The 18,814-nt window shown below is 34.9% G+C and carries 14 protein-coding genes and 3 tRNA genes; 10 read left to right on the top strand and 7 right to left on the bottom strand.

The features are described 5' to 3' along the window. Positions 1 to 29: 29 nt before the first annotated feature. The 3 genes from dnaA to QM887_RS09275 all read right to left on the bottom strand — a co-directional run bounded on the left by dnaA (position 30) and on the right by QM887_RS09275 (position 3,606). Positions 30 to 1,385: a chromosomal replication initiator protein DnaA gene (gene dnaA / locus QM887_RS09285; RefSeq protein ID WP_414271368.1), complete on the bottom strand. Its 1,356-nt coding sequence runs from the start codon at positions 1,383 to 1,385 to the stop codon at positions 30 to 32. 221 nt (positions 1,386 to 1,606) lie between these two features. Further along, the gene (locus QM887_RS09280; RefSeq protein WP_414271367.1) at positions 1,607 to 2,365 is read right to left on the bottom strand and encodes a ParB/RepB/Spo0J family partition protein; all 759 of its coding nucleotides are present in this window, start codon (positions 2,363 to 2,365) and stop codon (positions 1,607 to 1,609) included. Between the two features lie 56 nt (positions 2,366 to 2,421). Then, positions 2,422 to 3,606, bottom strand: a complete 1,185-nt coding sequence (locus QM887_RS09275) for a S1C family serine protease (protein ID WP_075228915.1) — start codon at positions 3,604 to 3,606, stop codon at positions 2,422 to 2,424. A 184-nt stretch (positions 3,607 to 3,790) separates the two neighbouring features. Between QM887_RS09275 and rlmH the strand changes: the two genes are divergently transcribed. The 7 genes from rlmH to QM887_RS09240 all read left to right on the top strand — a co-directional run bounded on the left by rlmH (position 3,791) and on the right by QM887_RS09240 (position 6,992). Continuing rightward, on the top strand, positions 3,791 to 4,270 hold the full coding sequence (gene rlmH / locus QM887_RS09270; protein ID WP_075228914.1) for a 23S rRNA (pseudouridine(1915)-N(3))-methyltransferase RlmH: 480 nt from the start codon (positions 3,791 to 3,793) through the stop codon (positions 4,268 to 4,270). A 43-nt stretch (positions 4,271 to 4,313) separates the two neighbouring features. Further along, positions 4,314 to 4,387: transfer RNA gene (locus QM887_RS09265), tRNA-Arg, on the top strand. A gap of 164 nt (positions 4,388 to 4,551) precedes the next feature. Then, on the top strand, positions 4,552 to 4,689 hold the full coding sequence (locus QM887_RS09260; RefSeq protein ID WP_414271366.1) for a bacteriocin: 138 nt from the start codon (positions 4,552 to 4,554) through the stop codon (positions 4,687 to 4,689). Positions 4,690 to 4,700: 11 nt separating this feature from the next. Continuing rightward, the gene (locus tag QM887_RS09255; RefSeq protein ID WP_414271365.1) at positions 4,701 to 6,041 is read left to right on the top strand and encodes a GHKL domain-containing protein; all 1,341 of its coding nucleotides are present in this window, start codon (positions 4,701 to 4,703) and stop codon (positions 6,039 to 6,041) included. After that, positions 6,038 to 6,790: a competence system response regulator transcription factor ComE gene (gene comE, locus QM887_RS09250; protein ID WP_414271364.1), complete on the top strand. Its 753-nt coding sequence runs from the start codon at positions 6,038 to 6,040 to the stop codon at positions 6,788 to 6,790. The genes QM887_RS09255 and comE overlap by 4 nt, the downstream gene beginning before the upstream one ends. A gap of 51 nt (positions 6,791 to 6,841) precedes the next feature. Next, a tRNA-Glu gene (locus tag QM887_RS09245) sits at positions 6,842 to 6,913 on the top strand. Positions 6,914 to 6,918: 5 nt separating this feature from the next. After that, a tRNA-Asn gene (locus QM887_RS09240) sits at positions 6,919 to 6,992 on the top strand. A gap of 211 nt (positions 6,993 to 7,203) precedes the next feature. Here the strand turns inward: QM887_RS09240 and QM887_RS09235 are convergent. After that, the gene (locus QM887_RS09235) at positions 7,204 to 7,746 is read right to left on the bottom strand and encodes a TetR/AcrR family transcriptional regulator (RefSeq protein WP_414271363.1); all 543 of its coding nucleotides are present in this window, start codon (positions 7,744 to 7,746) and stop codon (positions 7,204 to 7,206) included. A 128-nt stretch (positions 7,747 to 7,874) separates the two neighbouring features. On the opposite strand from QM887_RS09235, the gene QM887_RS09230 reads away from it, so the two are divergent. Beyond that, entirely contained in the window at positions 7,875 to 10,529 is a 2,655-nt protein-coding gene (locus tag QM887_RS09230) for a YhgE/Pip family protein (protein WP_414271362.1), read from the top strand. Between the two features lie 31 nt (positions 10,530 to 10,560). Here QM887_RS09230 and QM887_RS09225 read toward each other — a convergent pair whose 3' ends face one another. Further along, the gene (locus QM887_RS09225) at positions 10,561 to 13,110 is read right to left on the bottom strand and encodes a YfhO family protein (RefSeq protein ID WP_414271361.1); all 2,550 of its coding nucleotides are present in this window, start codon (positions 13,108 to 13,110) and stop codon (positions 10,561 to 10,563) included. 61 nt (positions 13,111 to 13,171) lie between these two features. Next, positions 13,172 to 14,794 carry an ATP-binding cassette domain-containing protein gene (locus tag QM887_RS09220; protein ID WP_414271360.1) on the bottom strand — a complete coding sequence of 541 codons (1,623 nt, stop codon included), beginning with the start codon at positions 14,792 to 14,794 and terminating at the stop codon, positions 13,172 to 13,174. 206 nt (positions 14,795 to 15,000) lie between these two features. Here QM887_RS09220 and trpS point away from each other — a divergent pair, with 206 nt between their 5' ends. Together trpS and guaB are read left to right on the top strand one after the other, a co-directional pair. After that, complete coding sequence (trpS, locus tag QM887_RS09215) at positions 15,001 to 16,026, top strand: tryptophan--tRNA ligase (protein ID WP_414271359.1); 1,026 nt, start codon at positions 15,001 to 15,003, stop codon at positions 16,024 to 16,026. Positions 16,027 to 16,187: 161 nt separating this feature from the next. After that, entirely contained in the window at positions 16,188 to 17,666 is a 1,479-nt protein-coding gene (gene guaB / locus QM887_RS09210; RefSeq protein ID WP_000073399.1) for an IMP dehydrogenase, read from the top strand. A gap of 55 nt (positions 17,667 to 17,721) precedes the next feature. Here guaB and recF read toward each other — a convergent pair whose 3' ends face one another. Beyond that, on the bottom strand, positions 17,722 to 18,813 hold the full coding sequence (recF, locus tag QM887_RS09205; protein WP_414271358.1) for a DNA replication/repair protein RecF: 1,092 nt from the start codon (positions 18,811 to 18,813) through the stop codon (positions 17,722 to 17,724). Position 18,814: the final 1 nt, after the last annotated feature.

Genomic DNA, 18,814 nt, shown 5'->3' with positions numbered 1-18,814 from the left:
AAAGAATTTTATCAAAAGTTATCCACAAGTTATTTAATTTTCTTTTTGATTGCTTCGATTTCTAAACGTAAATTATCATCTGTTTCAAGCATGGATTTGATTTTTCCATGGGCATGAATGACCGTTGTGTGGTCTTTGCCACCAAACTCTTTTCCAATTTTAGGAAGGCTATTATCTGTCATTTCTCTGGCTAGGTACATGGCAACTTGACGGGATAAAACGATATTTTGAACACGTCTGGTTCCCTTCATTTCCTTGACACTAACACCATAAAAGTTTCCAACTTCTGTTTGTATTTTATCAATTGGAATCACAATCATTTTGCTAACGTCTTGTTTGCGAGCACGAATAGCCTCAGCAGCGATGTCAACTGTGATGTTGTTAATCTTTTTGACTTTGGCCATCAAGCTGATGTCGTTGAGTGCACCCTCTAGCTCTCTCACATTCGAGTCAAATTGGCCGGCTAAATATTCGAGTGTATCATTCTGAAAATGATAATTGAGATGTTCAGTCTTACTCTGTAAAATCGCAATACGTGTTTCAAAATCAGGTGGTGTAATATCTGTTGTTAATCCCCACGAGAAGCGCGTGACCAGACGTTCAGGAAGACTCTCTAAATGTTCAGGTCTACGGTCGCTTGTCAAAACAATCTGCTTATTATTATTGTGAAGGGCGTTAAATGTATTGAAAAACTCTTCCTGAGTCTGAACTTTCTTTCCACTAAGAGATTGAATATCATCAATGAGTAGGAGATCCAAACTACGATAAGTTTTTTTGAATTTTTCCATATCATTGAGTCTTAAATGCTCTAGGAATTCATTAATGAAGCTTTCAGCAGGTATGTATTTAACACGCGCATTAGGGCTTTTTTTTAGAATTTCATTACCAAGGGCATTTAGTAGGTGGGTTTTTCCAAGACCAGGCCCTCCATAGATAAATAGAGGATTATAAGTTAGTCCAGGATCTTCAGAAACTGCTAAAGCTGCGGACTTAGCCCAAACATTACCATTTCCTTGGACAAAATTATCGAAAGTATACTTTTCCTTGAGTCCAGTTTCAGAATATGGAATAGTGGACGGACTTGTCTGATAATCATTAATAGAATCAGGTTCTATAGCTATTTGAGAGGCAGTTTCTTCAACTTTCGTGAAGACATAATGCGCCTTTATTTCAGTATCATAGATTTCAAAACCTGCTGTTAAAAGGATTCCATTGATATTTCTTTCCCAAAATATCTGCATCTCATCTCGGGGTAAGAAAATCGTTGCAGTGGCATCTTCTACTTTAACCAGGGTTGCATCTAAGATGTAAAAATCATAAACTGATTGAGTCAACCGATCATGCGCAAGTTCTAAAATACGATTCCAAAATTGTTTTTCTTTCAATGATTTTCTCCTCCTTTACTATAAAATTTTAAAGATTTATTGATAGAATCATTTTACCATAGATAAGATTATTTTTCCACAAGTTGTGGAAAACAATTAACAATGTTTTTAGTTTTTATCCACAAGATGTGGATAACTAAGGAGAAATCTGAAATAGAAGGCTTTTTAAAAAGATAAATCGGTGGATAACCATGTTAGTTAAGAATAATAAAATAACAGCCTTATTTCAGGCTGTTAATAAATTGTTGGTATTCTTCTTGGTTATGGAAGGAAATTGAGATTTTACCGCTATCTTTTTTCTGAAGGCTAATCTGAACATCTAATCCGAGTATTTTTTTCAATTTTTGCTCTTCCTCTTTGACAAAGTGATTTTTTTCTTTTTTGCTGATCTTCTTATTTTTTTGTAGTATTTGTTCAACTTGTCTAACTGAAAGATTTTCTGTTTGAATACGATGCAAGAGTGTATCTTGTCTGTCGCTTGATAATTGAATGAGGAGTCTAGCATGAGCCTGGGAAAGCTTCCCACTTTCGACTTCTGTCAGGATATGTTTAGGTAGCCCTAACAATCGAACTAGGTTTGTAATATAAGGTCGAGATTTCCCCATTTTTTCAGCAATTTCTGTGTGGGTAAAACCTTTATCGATTAAGGACTGGTATGCTTTAGCTTCTTCGATAGGATTTAAATTTTCGCGTTGGAGATTTTCAATGATGGAATGAAGCATCATATCTTGATCAGAAAGTTGCTTAACAATTACTGGAACTTCTGAAAGTCCGGCAGCTATTGAAGCGCGATACCGTCTTTCTCCAGCTAGAATTTCATATCCAAGTACTGGAGATTTTCTAACGATAATTGGCTGAATCAAGCCGTTTTCCTTAATGGATTGTGCCAACTCTTGTATTTTTTCTTCTGAAAATTCCTTACGAGGTTGATAGGGATTTTTTTGAATATCCTTTATTTGAACAATTTTAAATTCTTCCATAATTCTACATTATCATAACTTAGATATTCTGTAAAGCAACTTTACATATCTGTAAACTATTGTTCCAAATCACTAGTACTCTTATCTAATTTAATGGTAGTTGTTTCTTCTTTACCATTACGGTAGTATGTAATGGTCATGCTATCTCCGATAGAATGACTATATAGAGCACTTTGTAATTCAGTAGTTGAAGAAATAGCTTTATCATCTACTTTTGTAATGACGTCATATTGTTGTAGATGTCCATTGGCAGGCATACTAGTTATAACAGAACGAACAACTACTCCTGCAGTGACACTTGATGGTACATTCAATCTTTGTAAATCAGTGCTACTAAGATTTGAAAGGTTGACCATTTGAATGCCCAAGGCTGGTCGAGTGACTTTTCCATTCTTTTCTAATTGATTGATAATATTGATGGCATCGTTTGAAGGAATCGCAAATCCAAGTCCTTCCACAGAAGTTCCACCGTTTGTGGCTATTTTACTAGATGTAATTCCGATTACTTGTCCCTGAATATTGATTAGGGGACCGCCAGAATTTCCAGGGTTGATAGCTGTATCTGTTTGGATAGCCTTTGTAGAGATAGCTTGTCCATCTTCAGATTTTAAAGAAACATTTCTATTCAAACTAGACACGATACCCTGTGTAACGGTATTGGCGTACTCAGAACCTAGAGGGCTTCCGATTGCAATGGCAGTCTCTCCGACTGTTAGTTGATCAGAATCTCCAAATTCAGCTACGGTAGTCACCTTATCTGCAGCAATTTTTACAACTGCAATGTCAGAATAAGTATCAGAACCAACAATTTCACCTGGAACTTTAGTTCCGTCAGCTAAACGAATATCTACTTTTTTAGCTCCACTGATAACGTGAGTATTGGTTACGAGGTAAGCAAAGTTACCTTCTTTTTTATAAATAACTCCAGAACCTTCGCTAGAAACTTGCTCAGTATTTGTATCTGTATCAGTTTCTGCAGATCCAAATAAACTATTTTGGGAGTTTGCAGAGTAAGTAATGACAGATACCACAGCATCTTTAACTTTATCGACTGCCTGTGTAGTTGAGTTTTCATTTTTTACAGCTGTTTTGCTGACAGTGGTGGTATTTGTTGGACTAGTGTTTTGTTTTTGACTTAGTTGCAATGTCGTAAAACTACCTAAAACACCACTAAAAAAGCTAATGAGAATGACTAATAAAAGTTGTCCCCATTTTTTGGAACTAGTTTGTAAGTTTTTCATAGAAGCCTCCATGTTTTTTTAATCAATGAAAGTATAAAATAGCTAGCTTAATCCAAGCTTAAAGAAAGAAAGTTTTTCACAACTTGTGGATAACTTTCGAAAACCTGTGAATTTATTGAATTTTTTCAAAATCTTCTCTGTGAATAAGATGTGAAATTGAGTGTGAATATGTTAGAATAGAAGAATGAAAATTAAAGTGGTAACAGTTGGAAAACTGAAAGAAAAATATCTCAAAGATGGCATAGCTGAATATTCCAAAAGGATTTCACGCTTTGCTAATTTAGAAATGATTGAGTTGTCAGATGAAAAAACACCAGATCGGGCTAGCGAATCTGAAAATCAAAAGATTTTGGAGTTGGAAGGGAACCGCATTCTTTCAAAAGTAGGAGATCGTGATTTTGTAGTTGTTTTAGCTATTGAAGGAACAACTTTTTCTTCTGAAGAATTCAGCAAGCAGCTTGAAAGAGCCTCCATTAATGGATTTTCGACAATCACTTTTATCATTGGGGGGAGTTTAGGACTATCTCCAGAGGTGAAAAAAAGAGCCAATCTCTCTGTTAGTTTTGGGAGATTGACGCTTCCTCATCAACTGATGAGATTAGTCTTAGTAGAACAAATCTATAGAGCATTTTCGATTCAACAAGGATCACCCTATCACAAATAGATGATTGACTAAGCTAGCTTTTTTTGATAAGATAGATAGGTAAGGTCTCATAGCTCAGCTGGATAGAGCATTCGCCTTCTAAGCGAACGGTCGCAGGTTCGAATCCTGCTGGGATCAGTGTTAAATCGTAAGCTGGGAAAAATCCCAGCTTTTTTTGTAAAAATTTGACATTTCAGAATAAAATTTGAGCATTTGAGAGATAATTCTCCATAGGTATCGTAGATTATATATAATATTTTTGTAAGTTAATTTACAAGAAAAACATTATAGGAGTTTATATTATGAAAAAGAATACAGATTTTGCTCAAATGAAAGATTTCCAACAATTGAACGAAAAAGAATTGCAGGAAATCAGAGGTGGGGATAAAAGAGGAGTGATGGATCTTTTTAGACAGATACCTATTTTTAGAAAAAAATAAAGGAGTAGAAAATGGAAATTACAATTGGAATATTAGATGCATTTTTAACTTGTACAATTATTAGTAAAATTTATAGTCAAATTTGTCAAACTTCGAAAAAAGAAAGATATATCTTTTACTTGTTATTTTTAGCCCTTCAAGTAATTTATTCCTATTTTTTATCTTTCATAAATTCTGATAAATTTACTTTGATTTTGCACTATATGTTAAATACTCTTAATCCAATTGTATTTTATTTCTATTTAAGAATTTTAAAAAAAAAATACAGTTCTGTAAAAAATATTTTTTTGGGATTATTATTTTCACTCTTATATCAAAGTACACACACATTTTGTTCAGTAACTATATCATCTATTATGGGAGACTCACTTGTAGAACAACATGAAAGATTATTTTTTTTCATCATAAATGTAATCTCCTATTTTTCAATAGATAAAATCATCTCTTATTTTCATCTAGAGTTCAACTATTTTGATAAAGACTATTTATATCCTTTTTTGAAAAAGGTTCTATATGCTCTTTTAGCTTTACATATCTTCTTATTTATTTCGGATTTTGTCAGTACTTTTTCTAATCTAAATAGTTTTGGAAGTATTTTATCATCCATTGTTTTTGTTGGTCTACTTTTGACTTTTTTCTCTATGAATTCTTACAAAGTTCAGATGGAAAAAGAAATTGAATTGGAACAAAAGAAGTTTGAACAAAAACATTTACAAACTTACACGGATGAGATTGTTGCCTTATATAATGAAATTCGTGGTTTTCGTCATGACTATACAGGAATGCTTGTCAGCTTAAGAATGGCGATCGAAAGTAAAGATTTACAAGAAATTGACAGAGTTTACAGTCAAGTTCTTGTAAAGGCGAATCAAAAATTACGTTCAGATAAGTATACCTATTTCGATTTGAACAATATTGAGGATTCAGCTCTTCGTAGTTTGATTGCTCAATCTATTGTCAATGCGAAAACGAATGATGTAGAGTACACATTAGAGGTAAAAGATATTATCACACCTTTGTCTATGGAATTGTTAGATTTGGTGCGCGTGATGAGCGTTCTGCTCAATAATGCCGTTGAGGGGGCAGTTGAAAGCTATCAAAAACAACTAGAGGTAGCTATCATCAAGTTGGATCTTGAAACTCTGGTTGTTATCCAAAACTCTTGTAAAAACAGAAGGGTAAAATCCGAAGATCTATTTGAATTAGGATTTTCAACCAAAGGAAGACATAGAGGACTTGGACTCAATAATGTTAAAGAAATTTTAGGAAAATATGACAATGTTATTTTAGAAACAGAAATTGATAATGATGTATTTAAACAAGTGATTAGATTTAAGAGGGAACTGATATGAAAGTATTAATTTTAGAAGATATTATAGAACACCAAGTAAGGTTGGAAACAACTCTAAATGAAATTTCTAAGGAAACGAATATTCCGATTTCCTATAAAACAACAGGAAAAGTAAGAGAATTTATGGAATATGTAGAGCATGATGAAGTCAATCAGCTTTATTTTCTAGATATTGATATCAATGGGATTGAGAGAAAGGGATTTGAAGTTGCTCAATTTATTCGTCATCGCAATCCTTATGCCATTATTGTTTTTATTACAAGTCGATCTGAATTTGCTACCTTGACTTATAAATACAAAGTTTCAGCATTGGATTTCATTGATAAAGAAACTAGTGATCAAGTTTTTAAAAATAGAGTGGCCGACTGTGTGATTTATACTAAGACTACTTTACTTGAAAACCAATCAGTCGTTGATTATTTTGATTATAGTTACAAAGGAAATGATCTTTGTATTCCTTATCATGATATTCTATACATTGAAACAACGGGAACTTCTCACAAATTACGAATTGTTGGTAAGAATTTTGCCAAAGAATTCTATGGAACAATGACAGATATTCAGGAAAAAGATAAGGAAACACAACGTTTTTATCTGTCTCATAAATCATTCTTAGTTAATATTGGAAATGTGAGAGAGATTGATCGTAAAAAAATGGAAGTTGTCTTTTATGAAGATCATCGTTGTCCTATTTCACGCCTAAAAACTAAAAAATTGAGAGAGCTAATGGCTAAAAAACAAAAAAAGTAATTGACAATTTTTGATAAATTGATATAATGGTTATATCTGCTACAGATAGATGGTCCGTTGGTCAAGGGGTTAAGACACCGCCTTTTCACGGCGGTAACACGGGTTCGAATCCCGTACGGACTATTTAATCCGCCATAGCTCAGTTGGTAGTAGCGCATGACTGTTAATCATGATGTCGTAGGTTCGAGTCCTACTGGCGGAGTTAGATGAAGGGAACACTAATTTGGTGTTCCTTTTTTGATTCTTTGTCCGATGTAATGAGGGGAGGCATACCTAACATACGGATAGATAATGATTTGTGTCCGAAAATAAAACTAAGGAAATTGTATTGCCTTAGCCTAATAAGAATAACAAAATAGGCTCCATAATATTTATAGGGGGTGATTTCCTATAAATATTATAGAGCTTTTTTATTAATTTGTATCACCTAACATTTTCATCAAAAAGTCCGTGATTTCTTGTGGACTTTCTTTTTTTCCGTGGGCAATCCAGGTTTGACAGACTCCAAAGAGAGCATTTGTCAGGTAGACGCTACTGTATTCTAATTCTATTTCATTTAGTTTGAGTTGCATAAAACGTTTTTGAAGGTCTGTGCTCAGTAGGATGTGAAGTTTATTTCTCAAGAAATTTTGAATTTCCTTGGTTCCATTTTCAGATAAAAGAGCTGCTAGAAGTGGTTCTGATTCTAAGTATTCAAATACTTCTAGAATAGCATCTCGTTTCTGATTAGCATGTTTTTGAAAGATATATTCGAAGGTATGAAATAGTTTACTTTGGTAATGTTCAATCATATCGTATTTATCTTTGTAATGAGTATAGAAACTGGAGCGGCTAATTCCAGCTTTTTGTGCTAATTTAACAGTTGTAATCTGATCGAATGGTTGTTCCATCAATAATTCTACCATGGCATTTTCGATAATACGCTTGGTTTTTAATCGTTTATTACTTTCTTGCATGTTCCCTCCAGACGAACATTTTTAGACAATGTGTTCAAAAATAGATTTTTTATCTTGTCTTTTTAATTTTTTTATGTATAATCTATTATATCAAAAATTTAGACAAGTAGTTTAAAAAAGGAGACAATATGTTTAAAGAATGGAAAGCAATCTTTAAAAAACCGACATTTATTATTGTCATGATAGGAATTTCCTTAATTCCAGCTCTTTACAATATCATTTTCTTATCATCAATGTGGGATCCATATGGTAAACTTTCGGAGTTACCTGTAGCAATTGTTAATAAGGATCAATCTGCTACTTATAATGATGAAAAACTCACTATTGGTGAAGACATGGTGTCTAATTTAAAAGATAGTAATAGCCTGGATTTTCATTTTGTAGATGAGGGTGAGGGAGAAAGAGGACTGCGGGATGGAGATTATTACATGGTTGTAACGTTGCCAAGTAATCTTTCTGAGAAAGCTTCTTCTATCCTTACAAATCATCCTGAACAGATGACGATTGACTATCAGACATCAAGTGGTCATAGTTTTATTGCAAGCAAGATGAGTGATTCTGCCATGACACAAATCAAACAGACTGTGGCTACTAATGTTACTCAATCTTATACCAAAGCTTTATTTGAGAAGATGGGTGATTTAAAACTTGGTTTATCTCAAGCTGCAAATGTAAGTTTACAGTTGGCTGATGGTTCGAATCAGCTTTCTGATGGGAGCAAAACCTTAACGACCAATCTTCAAACCTTAGCTCAATCAAGTCTCACATTTTCTAATGGTGCTGATCAATTATCTACAGGTTTAGGAACATATACAGCTGGTGTAAATCAGTTAAATCTTGGTCTTGGTAATTTTAATACTGGTTTAAATCAATATACCAGCGCTATTTCACAAATCGACAATGGATTAAACCAACTGAATTCACAGACACCGGCACTGGTATCAGGATTGACTCAACTTGATTTAGGCACACAAGCCTATATAGGTGGTGTTTCTCAATTAAATTCAGGATTAAATCAATTTTCACTTGGTATTGATACTTATACAAATGGAGTTCAAAGTCTATCATCAGGTGCAAATCAGATTTCTAAACAATCAGAGACCTTGCGTACAGGACTTACCCAGCTTAATCAAGGAATTCAAGAACTGTCTAGTCAATTAAGTTTATCAACTCAACAAAGAGATCAGATTCATCAATTAGTTTCTGGCTTAGAGCAATTGAATCAAGTTATTCAAACGTCAGACACAGGAGACATAACAGAGTTAACAACTCAGTTTTCTAGCAGTCTATCAACCATTGCAAATTCAGCGCAAAGCATCATTACTTCAAATCAAGCTGAAAAAGAAACTACTTTATCAGCTGTTCAATCTACTAGTGCTTATCAAAGCCTAACTCCTGACCAACAAGCAGAGATAACTTCTGTTGTTTCTAATTCATCATCTTCTACTAGTGAGTCAGCACGAACAATTTTAACCACAGTTCAAACGTTACAATATTCTTTAGAGAATGTAAATAGTCAAGCAAATAGTCTTAGTCGCTTAAAAACAAGTTCAGCGCAATTGTTACCAACTACTATTGCCACCTTGACAAGTTTGTCAAGTGGATTAACACAGGTTCAAACAGCAATTGATGGTCAATTATTGCCAGCTAGTCAAACTCTTGCATCTGGTATTGACAACTACACAAAATCAGTAGACCAAGTAGCTTTAGGAGCAAGTCAGTTGAGTTCTAAAAATTCGAACTTGACAGGAAGTTTCAATAAGTTGCTACAAGGTTCTAATCAGTTGACAGAAAAATCTTCTACATTGACAGGAGCTACTGCTAAGTTAGCAGAGAATGCACCAGAATTAGCAACAGGAATTGATAAACTTGCATCAGGTGTCAACCAAGTAAATAATAAAACATCAGATTTAACCGCTGGATTTAATCAATTACAAGCGGGCTCTCAACAATTAGCTGATAAATCAGACCAGCTAGTTTCTGGTGCAAATCAACTATCTAATGGTTCTGAAAAAATAGCTAGTGGAGCAGATCAACTTGCTCAAGGATCAGAAATTCTACAATCAGGACTTGGAAAATTAAGTGATGGTTCAAGTCAATTAAATCAAGGTTTGACAGAAGCTGAGGGGCAATTGAAACAGGCTTCAACTGAACCAACAAATGCAGATTTACTAGCTGATCCTCTAAGTCTTTCAAAAACTGATAAGGATCAAGTAGCAGTTAATGGAATTGCCATGGCTCCATATATGATATCAGTTGCTCTTTTTGTTGCTGCTATTTCAACTAATATGATTTTTGCTAAATTGCCTTCTGGGGGCCATCCAGAAAGTCGCTGGGCTTGGTTTAAGTCTCGCTTTGAAATTAACGGTATCATTGCTGGTTTGGCAGGAGTATTAGTTTATGGTGGAGTACATTTAATCGGACTGACTGCAGTTCACGAATTCAAGACCTTTGCTTTGATTATTTTAACCAGTCTTGCTTTCATGGCGATGGTAACAGCATTGACAACCTGGAATTCTCGCCTAGGCGCCTTCTTCTCCTTAATTTTATTACTCCTTCAATTAGCATCAAGTGCAGGAACTTATCCTTTAGCTTTGACGAATCAATTCTTTAAAACTATTAATCCATGGCTACCTATGAGTTATTCAGTTTCAGGTCTACGACAAACCATTTCTATGACAGGTAGTATTCATAGTCAGATTATTTTCCTTATCTTTACAATAATGATTTTTGTTGCTTTAGGAATGCTTGTCTACCAACCTAAAAAAGTTGAAGAAGATTAAAAACTATCGACCAATTCGGTCGATAGTTTTTTTATCTAGAATATTTTTTTCTTTGAAAATCGTAAAAGATAAAGACAATAATGGCTATAAGAGAACAACTTGCACCAGCAACAAATCCTTTTGGTATAAAGGAAAGGGTAATAGTTCCTTCACCTTCAGGAACATCAATTTTCATAAATCCAGTTTGTGCCTGTTGAATTTGTAATTTTTTACCATTTTGATAAGCAGACCAACCTTGGTCGTAAGGAATTGTGAAAAAGATCGATGTTTCATTCTTTACCTTATAATTAACAATGACTTTATTTTTATATGATTGCACTTCTACTGGATTTTCTTTTATTTTAGCAATTGCCTCCGTATACTTTTTAGTATCTAATCGATAGAAAGTTGGAGATTCAAATGATACTTGAGCATTTCCTGGGAACTTAACTTGGATATCAAAAGTTTGTTTATGGTCTGTATACCCAAGATTAAAAAATGTAAAAGCATTATCTGTGGTAAAGGATTTTTTTTCACCATTGACAATGATGTCAACTTGCTTTTTCTTATCATTAGAGAAATTTAGCTTTGTCATGGAAAGGTAAACCTGACTATTATCAGGTACTTCAATGCTGTAGTTGATAGTTGCATCTTCGGTAGAAGTTCCGTTTAAATTGACCACGCTATCACTAGAGTCTGTATGATAATTTATCGGATAAAAGTACTCTTCATTTAAGCCAGCAATTTGATTTAAAAATTGAGTTTGGTTATCAAGAGTATGGTCATTAAAAGTGACATCTTTATAAAGAGACTGTGTAGCAAAAGCAATTGGGAGAGCGAATTGATTTTTATAAAGGGTTAGATTATCTTTTTGATAGCTAGGATGAAAACCATATTTATTTGGATAGGTTTCAGAAATATTGTAGCTGATTCCAAATAAACTATCTGCAATGATAGTATTATTTGCATAACGGAGATTAAGGTTGGTACCTGAAGATTTAAAACCCAACTTGTCTAAAGTTGTACTTGCAGAACGATTACGAACAGATGAAAATTGGGAAATGCCATTGTAGTTAAATTTCATACTATCATTTCCAGTTTGTGTCTGTAATTTTTCAGTTCGTGTAAATGTATCTGGTTGCTGTTTGGTATACTCCAAAATAGCTTCCATACTTGGAATATCTTTGTCATAGGTATTACGAGAAGCAAACCCCCATTCCTTCGCAATTCCATTTAGTTGAGATGTTACGTTCAAACTGACTTCACTTATCATAAAGATTAAAATAAGGATTGAAAAGATTTTTGGTGAAATCATCTTTCGGATAAATGCCAGTAACAATAGCAAGTATACCACTAGAAATTCAATTGTTAAAAGGATATTTAAATTAGTTAAAAACGAATAATGTTTTTTAAAATAAATGGTTGCTAGATAACCAGATAAAAGGAAGGTCATTGAGCATAAAACATTCCATAATTTGATATCTTTAAATCTATCTAAAACTTCCGCAGATATATAAATCAAAAGAGTAGAGAAAATCCACACATAGCGATGAAGAAACATATTTGGCGCGTGCATTCCTTGCCAAAATAGATCTAAGGCTTCCAGATAAAAACTAGCAATGATGATAAGGAGTAGAGTTGCATAGCATAGTTTCACGTGAAACTTAATTGATTTTAATGTAAAGAATACAATTGTTAAGATAAAAGGAAGGAGGCCAACAAAAATCATTGGGATAGAACCATATTTAGTAGTATCGAAAGCACCAATGAATTGTTTAGCAAATATGTCTAGGTACCAACTAGCGTCTGTTTTTATTTTTGTAATAGCAGTTAGTTTTTCACCATGAGTTCTTAAATCAAACAAGGTTGGGAGTGTCATGATGAAACTTGTTAAACCAGCGAGTAAGGAAGTCGTAATGAAATCAAGAAAAGAAAACTTACGTCTTTTAAAATCCCAGGAAAGTTGGCAAAAATACCAACCAACCAAAAACAGAGCAGTCATATAACCAAAATAGTAGTTTTGGATAAATAATATTGACAAACTTGTAAAGTATAGAATACGTTTTTTTTCCGTTATGAGTAGATGTAAACCAGTTAAAATTAAGGGAATTAAAATAAAAACATCTAACCAGGTTTTAATCTCAAGTTGACTAACTGTAAAGCTCATTAAAGCATATGAGGTAGATAGAGCTAATCGAAGTGGGGCTGGTATATTTTTAAATATTTTACTCAAGCTAAAAAAGGTTGACAGACCTATCAAGCCAAATTTCAACAAGGTTGACAGATAGACTGCATCTGGCATGCTTGACACATCAAAAAAATAAACAAGAGGAGATAGAAAACTACCAAGGTAATAACTGGACAAGGCATAAAAATTGAGACCTAGACCGCTGGTAAAAGTATAAAATAGACTATCACTCCCATGTAAAATATTACGAAGATTAAGATCAAAAATAACATATTGATGAAATCCATCCCCTAATAAAGGTGAAGTATCACTATTCCAGTAGATACCTTGAGAAAGATAGACTCCGAACATAATCACTAGGGGAATGATGAAAGAAATAAGATAGGTCCAATAGTTTCTGAAAAATGTTTTCATGTTACCTCATAGAATGTTAGAAAACTCAGTTGGTTAATCCAACTGAGTTTTAAAGTATTATTTAGTCTTTCCAAAGTTCTTTGACTTTTGCTTGTACTTCAGCATTTTCTAAAAATTCATCATAGGTTTCATCGATACGGTCGATTACACCGTTTTTAGATAGGACAATAATGTGGTTAGCCAATGTTTGAATGAATTCATGGTCATGGCTGGCGAAGATGATAGATTCTTTGAAGTTTTTCAATCCATCGTTCAAACTTGAAATAGATTCCAAATCTAAGTGATTAGTAGGATCGTCAAGTACTAGAACATTTGATTTCAAAAGCATGAGTTTCGATAGCATCACGCGCACTTTTTCTCCCCCTGACAAGACATTTACAGGTTTGTTAACCTCATCTCCAGAGAAGAGCATACGACCAAGGAAACCACGCAAGAAGGTATTGTCATCTTCTTCTTTACTTGCAAATTGGCGCAACCAGTCAAGAATAGATTCACCCCCAGCAAAATCAGCTGAATTGTCTTTTGGTAGGTAAGAACGACTAGTTGTAACTCCCCACTTGACAGTTCCTTCATAGTCGATATCACCCATAATAGCACGGATGAGAGCAGTTGTTTGGATATCGTTTTGCCCGATAAGAGCTGTCTTGTCACCTGGACGCAAAATGAAGCTGATGTTGTCAAGAATAGTTTCACCGTCAATCTTGACAGATAGATTTTCTACTGTCAAGAGATCATTACCAATTTCACGTTCAGCTTTAAAGTTGATAAATGGGTATTTACGACTAGATGGAATGATTTCTTCCAAGACAATCTTGTCAAGCATCTTTTTACGTGAAGTTGCTTGTTTAGATTTAGATGCGTTAGCAGAGAATCGAGCAACGAATTCTTGTAATTGTTTGATTTTTTCTTCCGCCTTAGCATTACGGTCTGCTAACAATTTAGCAGCAAGCTCAGAAGATTCCTTCCAGAAGTCGTAGTTTCCTACATAGAGCTTGATTTTCCCAAAATCAAGGTCGGCCATGTGGGTACAAACTTTATTTAAGAAGTGACGGTCATGGGATACGACAATGACAGTATTATCAAAGTCAATTAGGAAATCCTCTAACCAAGTAATAGATTGGATATCAAGACCGTTGGTCGGCTCATCTAAAAGAAGAACATCAGGTTTACCAAACAAGGCTTTAGCAAGGAGCACCTTCACCTTGTCTCCGTTTGCAAGTTCACTCATATTTTGATAATGAAGATCTTCGGGGATATTGAGGTTTTGCAAGAGTTGAGAGGCTTCACTTTCAGCTTCCCAGCCTCCTAGTTCAGCAAACTCTCCTTCAAGCTCAGCTGCACGAACCCCGTCTTCATCAGTAAAATCTGCCTTCATATAGATAGCATCTTTTTCTTTCATGATGCTATATAGCTTTTCATTACCCATGATAACGACATCGATCGCACGCTCATCTTCGTAGTCAAAGTGATTTTGACGAAGAACAGAGAGACGTTCGTCTGGTCCAAGAGAGATATGACCAGTTGTCGGCTCAATATCACCAGCCAAGATTTTTAAAAATGTTGATTTACCTGCACCGTTAGCACCAATCAAACCATAGGTATTTCCTTCTGTAAATTTGATGTTGACATCATCAAAAAGTTTGCGGTCACTAAAACGTAGTGAAACATCAGATACTGTTAGCAATATTTTTCTCCTATTATATATAATACTTTAATTCTACTAGAAAATCCCCAAATATTCAAATTTTTATTTGTCAATTTTTTGTAAATAAAGTTGACAGTTTCTTTACGATTGGATAGATATCCTAGACATAGTTTGATTTTAAAAATTATCTGTCTTTTTATCAAAAAAATGCTATAATTGAAAGGACCATATCAAAGGAGAATAAGATGAATAAACCCATTATTTTAACAGGAGATCGTCCAACTGGGAAATTACATATCGGACACTATGTAGGTAGCTTAAAAAATCGTGTTATCCTTCAAGAAGAAAATAAATATGACATGTTCGTTTTTTTGGCTGATCAGCAAGCCTTAACTGACCATGCAAAAGATCCACAAACAATTGTAGAATCTATCGGGAATGTTGCCTTGGACTATCTTGCAGTGGGATTGGATCCGAAGAAATCAACGATTTTCATCCAAAGTCAGATTCCAGAGTTGGCAGAGTTGTCTATGTATTACATGAATCTAGTGTCTTTGGCTCGTTTGGAACGAAACCCAACAGTCAAGACAGAAATTGCTCAGAAAGGCTTTGGAGAAAGCATTCCAACTGGATTTTTAGTTTATCCGGTTGCTCAAGCAGCAGATATCACAGCTTTCAAGGCTAATTATGTTCCTGTAGGTACAGACCAAAAACCGATGATTGAACAAACGCGTGAGATTGTGCGTTCTTTCAATCATGCCTACAACTGTGATGTTTTGGTAGAGCCAGAAGGGATTTATCCTGAAAATGAAGGAGCAGGTCGCTTACCTGGTCTTGATGGAAATGCCAAAATGTCTAAATCGCTTAATAATGGTATCTACTTGTCAGATGATGCAGATACTTTGCGTAAGAAAGTAATGAGTATGTATACAGATCCAGATCACATTCGTGTCGAGGATCCAGGTAAGATTGAAGGAAATATGGTCTTCCATTACTTAGATGTTTTCGGACGTCCAGAAGATGCTCAAGAAATTGCTGAAATGAAAGAGCATTATCAACGTGGTGGTCTAGGTGATGTCAAGACTAAACGTTATCTACTTGAAATCCTAGAACGTGAACTTGGTCCAATCCGTGAACGTCGCCTAGAATATGCCAAAGATATGGGTGAAGTGTACAATATGCTTCAAAAAGGTAGTGAACAAGCTCGAGAAGTTGCTGGCCAAACACTCTCAGAGGTAAAAGCAGCAATGGGGCTAAATTACTTTCATTAATAGATAAAATATGAACTCTAAAACTATCTCTTCTTTAAAATTAAAGGGATAGTTTTTTATATTATCTATTATCAATATAATTGACAAATTTTCATAGAATGGTATGATAGATACAATACAAAAAGCGTCAAGCTCAAAAAGAAAGAAAAGAGGAAACTTCAATGTCTAATTGGGACACTAAATTTTTGAAAAAAGGTTTTACCTTTGATGATGTATTGCTTATTCCAGCAGAGAGTCATGTATTGCCTAATGATGCGGATTTAACAACAAAATTGGCAGATAATTTGACTTTAAATATCCCAATTATTACAGCAGCCATGGATACTGTAACAGAAAGCCAAATGGCTATTGCTATTGCTCGTGCAGGTGGTCTTGGAGTTATCCATAAAAATATGTCAATTGCTCAACAAGCAGATGAAGTTCGTAAGGTAAAACGTTCTGAAAATGGTGTTATCATTGATCCATTCTTCTTGACTCCAGAGCATACAATTGCAGAAGCAGATGAACTCATGGGACGTTACCGTATCAGTGGTGTTCCAGTGGTTGAAACTCTTGAAAATCGTAAATTGGTTGGTATCCTAACAAATCGCGATCTTCGCTTTATTTCTGACTACAACCAACCAATTTCAAAACACATGACTAGCGAAAACTTGGTTACTGCACCAGTTGGTACAGATTTAAAAACAGCTGAGAGCATTCTTCAAGAACACCGTATTGAAAAACTACCTTTGGTTGATGAAGAAGGTCGTCTTTCTGGCTTGATCACAATCAAAGATATTGAAAAAGTAATTGAATTCCCAAATGCAGCAAAAGATGAGTTTGGTCGTCTTCTAGTTGCTGGTGCGGTAGGTGTTACTTCTGACACATTTGAACGTGCAGAAGCCCTCTTTGAAGCAGGAGCTGACGCAATTGTTATTGATACTGCACATGGTCACTCTGCAGGAGTTCTTCGTAAAATCGCTGAAATCCGTGCGCATTTCCCAGACCGTACACTGATTGCTGGAAATATCGCTACTGCTGAAGGAGCACGTGCCCTTTATGACGCAGGAGTTGACGTTGTTAAAGTTGGTATTGGACCAGGTTCAATCTGTACAACTCGTGTTATTGCAGGTGTCGGAGTTCCACAAGTTACAGCTATCTATGATGCGGCAGCAGTTGCGCGTGAATATGGCAAGACAATTATTGCAGACGGTGGAATCAAGTATTCTGGAGATATTGTAAAAGCACTTGCTGCTGGAGGAAATGCAGTAATGCTTGGATCAATGTTTGCAGGAACAGATGAAGCTCCAGGTGAAACTGAAATTTTCCAAGGACGTAAGTTCAAGACTTACCGTGGTATGGGTTCAATCGCTGCGATGAAAAAAGGTTCAAGCGACCGTTACTTCCAAGGTTCTGTCAATGAAGCAAATAAACTTGTTCCAGAAGGAATTGAAGGGCGTGTTGCTTATAAAGGAGCAGCAGCTGATATTGTCTTCCAAATGATTGGTGGTATCCGTTCTGGTATGGGTTACTGTGGTGCCGCTAACCTTAAAGAACTACATGATAATGCTCAATTTATCGAAATGTCTGGTGCAGGTCTAAAAGAAAGCCATCCACACGATGTGCAAATCACAAATGAAGCACCAAACTACTCAATGTAACAAAAAATCTCCTGTCACAACAGGAGATTTTTTGTTGTTTACAACATTGTGAATATTAGTTTACAGATAATTGACCATCTTTTACTGTAAATACACTGAGATTATCAGGTAAGTTCTGAAGATGCTCTAAACTAGTTGTAGTAATAAAGGTTTGAATATTTTGAGATATAGTCTCTAATAATTTAAGTTGACGAGTATTGTCAAGTTCACTCATAACATCGTCAAGCAAAAGAATGGGAGACTCTTTAGTGATACTCTCCATCAATTCGATTTCAGCAAGTTTTATAGAAAGCACCAAGCTACGATGTTGCCCTTGACTGCCGAAACTTGCTTCTATACCATTAATCATGAAAATCATATCATCCCGATGAGGACCAACTCCAGTATTCTTCTTAAATAAATCTCTGGATCTACTTTTTTGAAGTGCTATATGGAAAGATTCAGCCAAATGTTTCTTGTCAACAAAGTTTACAGAAGGTTGATAACGGATTGACAGATCTTCTAACTGATCTGAGATATCAAAGTGCTTTTTACGACCAAAAGACTCCATTTTTTTGATAAATTCTGCTCTGTGGACCATCACTCGACAACCGTATTCGACTAGCTGGTCGTCCAGAACAGATAAAAAAGTCTCGTCGATATGATTTGCTGACTTTAAGTAGGTATTTCTTTGTTTGAGTACATGATTGTAGCTTGACAAGTCTGACAAGTATATGGGTTTGATTTGCCCTAGTTCCATATCTATAAACTTACGTCGGATAGCTGGTGCTCCTTTGACAAGTTGTAAATCTTCGGGTGCAAATAGAACAACATTCATGTGTCCAATATAGTCAGATAGCCGAGCTTGCTTTAAATGATTGACTTTAGTAATCCGACCTTTTGGGGTTAAGTCAATCTCAAGCGGAACAGTAGCCGTTCGTTTTTGAAGAATTCCAGAAACTTGAAGCTGTTCTTCTTCAAATTGAATTAAATTCTTGTCTGTCTTTGTCCGATGACTTCTAGTTAAAGCTAAAAAGTAAATACTCTCCAGAAGATTGGTTTTACCTTGTGCATTTCGACCAACAAATACATTCAATTTAGGATTAAATTCAATTTCAGTATCCTGATAGTTTCGAAATTGTTTGATGGATAAATTTTTTAGCCACATA

Origin of the sequence: Streptococcus infantis (assembly GCF_047460875.1) — a bacterium.
Lineage (GTDB): Bacteria > Bacillota > Bacilli > Lactobacillales > Streptococcaceae > Streptococcus > Streptococcus infantis_AA.
The sequence above is the reverse complement of the archived record's forward strand: the minus strand, read 5'-3'. Positions and strand labels throughout refer to the sequence as shown.

Coding starts and splice junctions, on each gene's coding strand:
- QM887_RS09255 (WP_414271365.1), top strand. CDS start 4,701: ATGGAAATTACAATTGGAATATTAGATGCATTTTTAACTTGTACAATT.
- QM887_RS09230 (WP_414271362.1), top strand. CDS start 7,875: ATGTTTAAAGAATGGAAAGCAATCTTTAAAAAACCGACATTTATTATT.
- QM887_RS09275 (WP_075228915.1), bottom strand. CDS start 3,606: ATGAAAAACTTACAAACTAGTTCCAAAAAATGGGGACAACTTTTATTA.
- QM887_RS09225 (WP_414271361.1), bottom strand. CDS start 13,110: ATGAAAACATTTTTCAGAAACTATTGGACCTATCTTATTTCTTTCATC.
- comE (WP_414271364.1), top strand. CDS start 6,038: ATGAAAGTATTAATTTTAGAAGATATTATAGAACACCAAGTAAGGTTG.
- recF (WP_414271358.1), bottom strand. CDS start 18,813: ATGTGGCTAAAAAATTTATCCATCAAACAATTTCGAAACTATCAGGAT.
- trpS (WP_414271359.1), top strand. CDS start 15,001: ATGAATAAACCCATTATTTTAACAGGAGATCGTCCAACTGGGAAATTA.
- QM887_RS09280 (WP_414271367.1), bottom strand. CDS start 2,365: ATGGAAGAATTTAAAATTGTTCAAATAAAGGATATTCAAAAAAATCCC.
- QM887_RS09260 (WP_414271366.1), top strand. CDS start 4,552: ATGAAAAAGAATACAGATTTTGCTCAAATGAAAGATTTCCAACAATTG.
- guaB (WP_000073399.1), top strand. CDS start 16,188: ATGTCTAATTGGGACACTAAATTTTTGAAAAAAGGTTTTACCTTTGAT.
- rlmH (WP_075228914.1), top strand. CDS start 3,791: ATGAAAATTAAAGTGGTAACAGTTGGAAAACTGAAAGAAAAATATCTC.
- QM887_RS09235 (WP_414271363.1), bottom strand. CDS start 7,746: ATGCAAGAAAGTAATAAACGATTAAAAACCAAGCGTATTATCGAAAAT.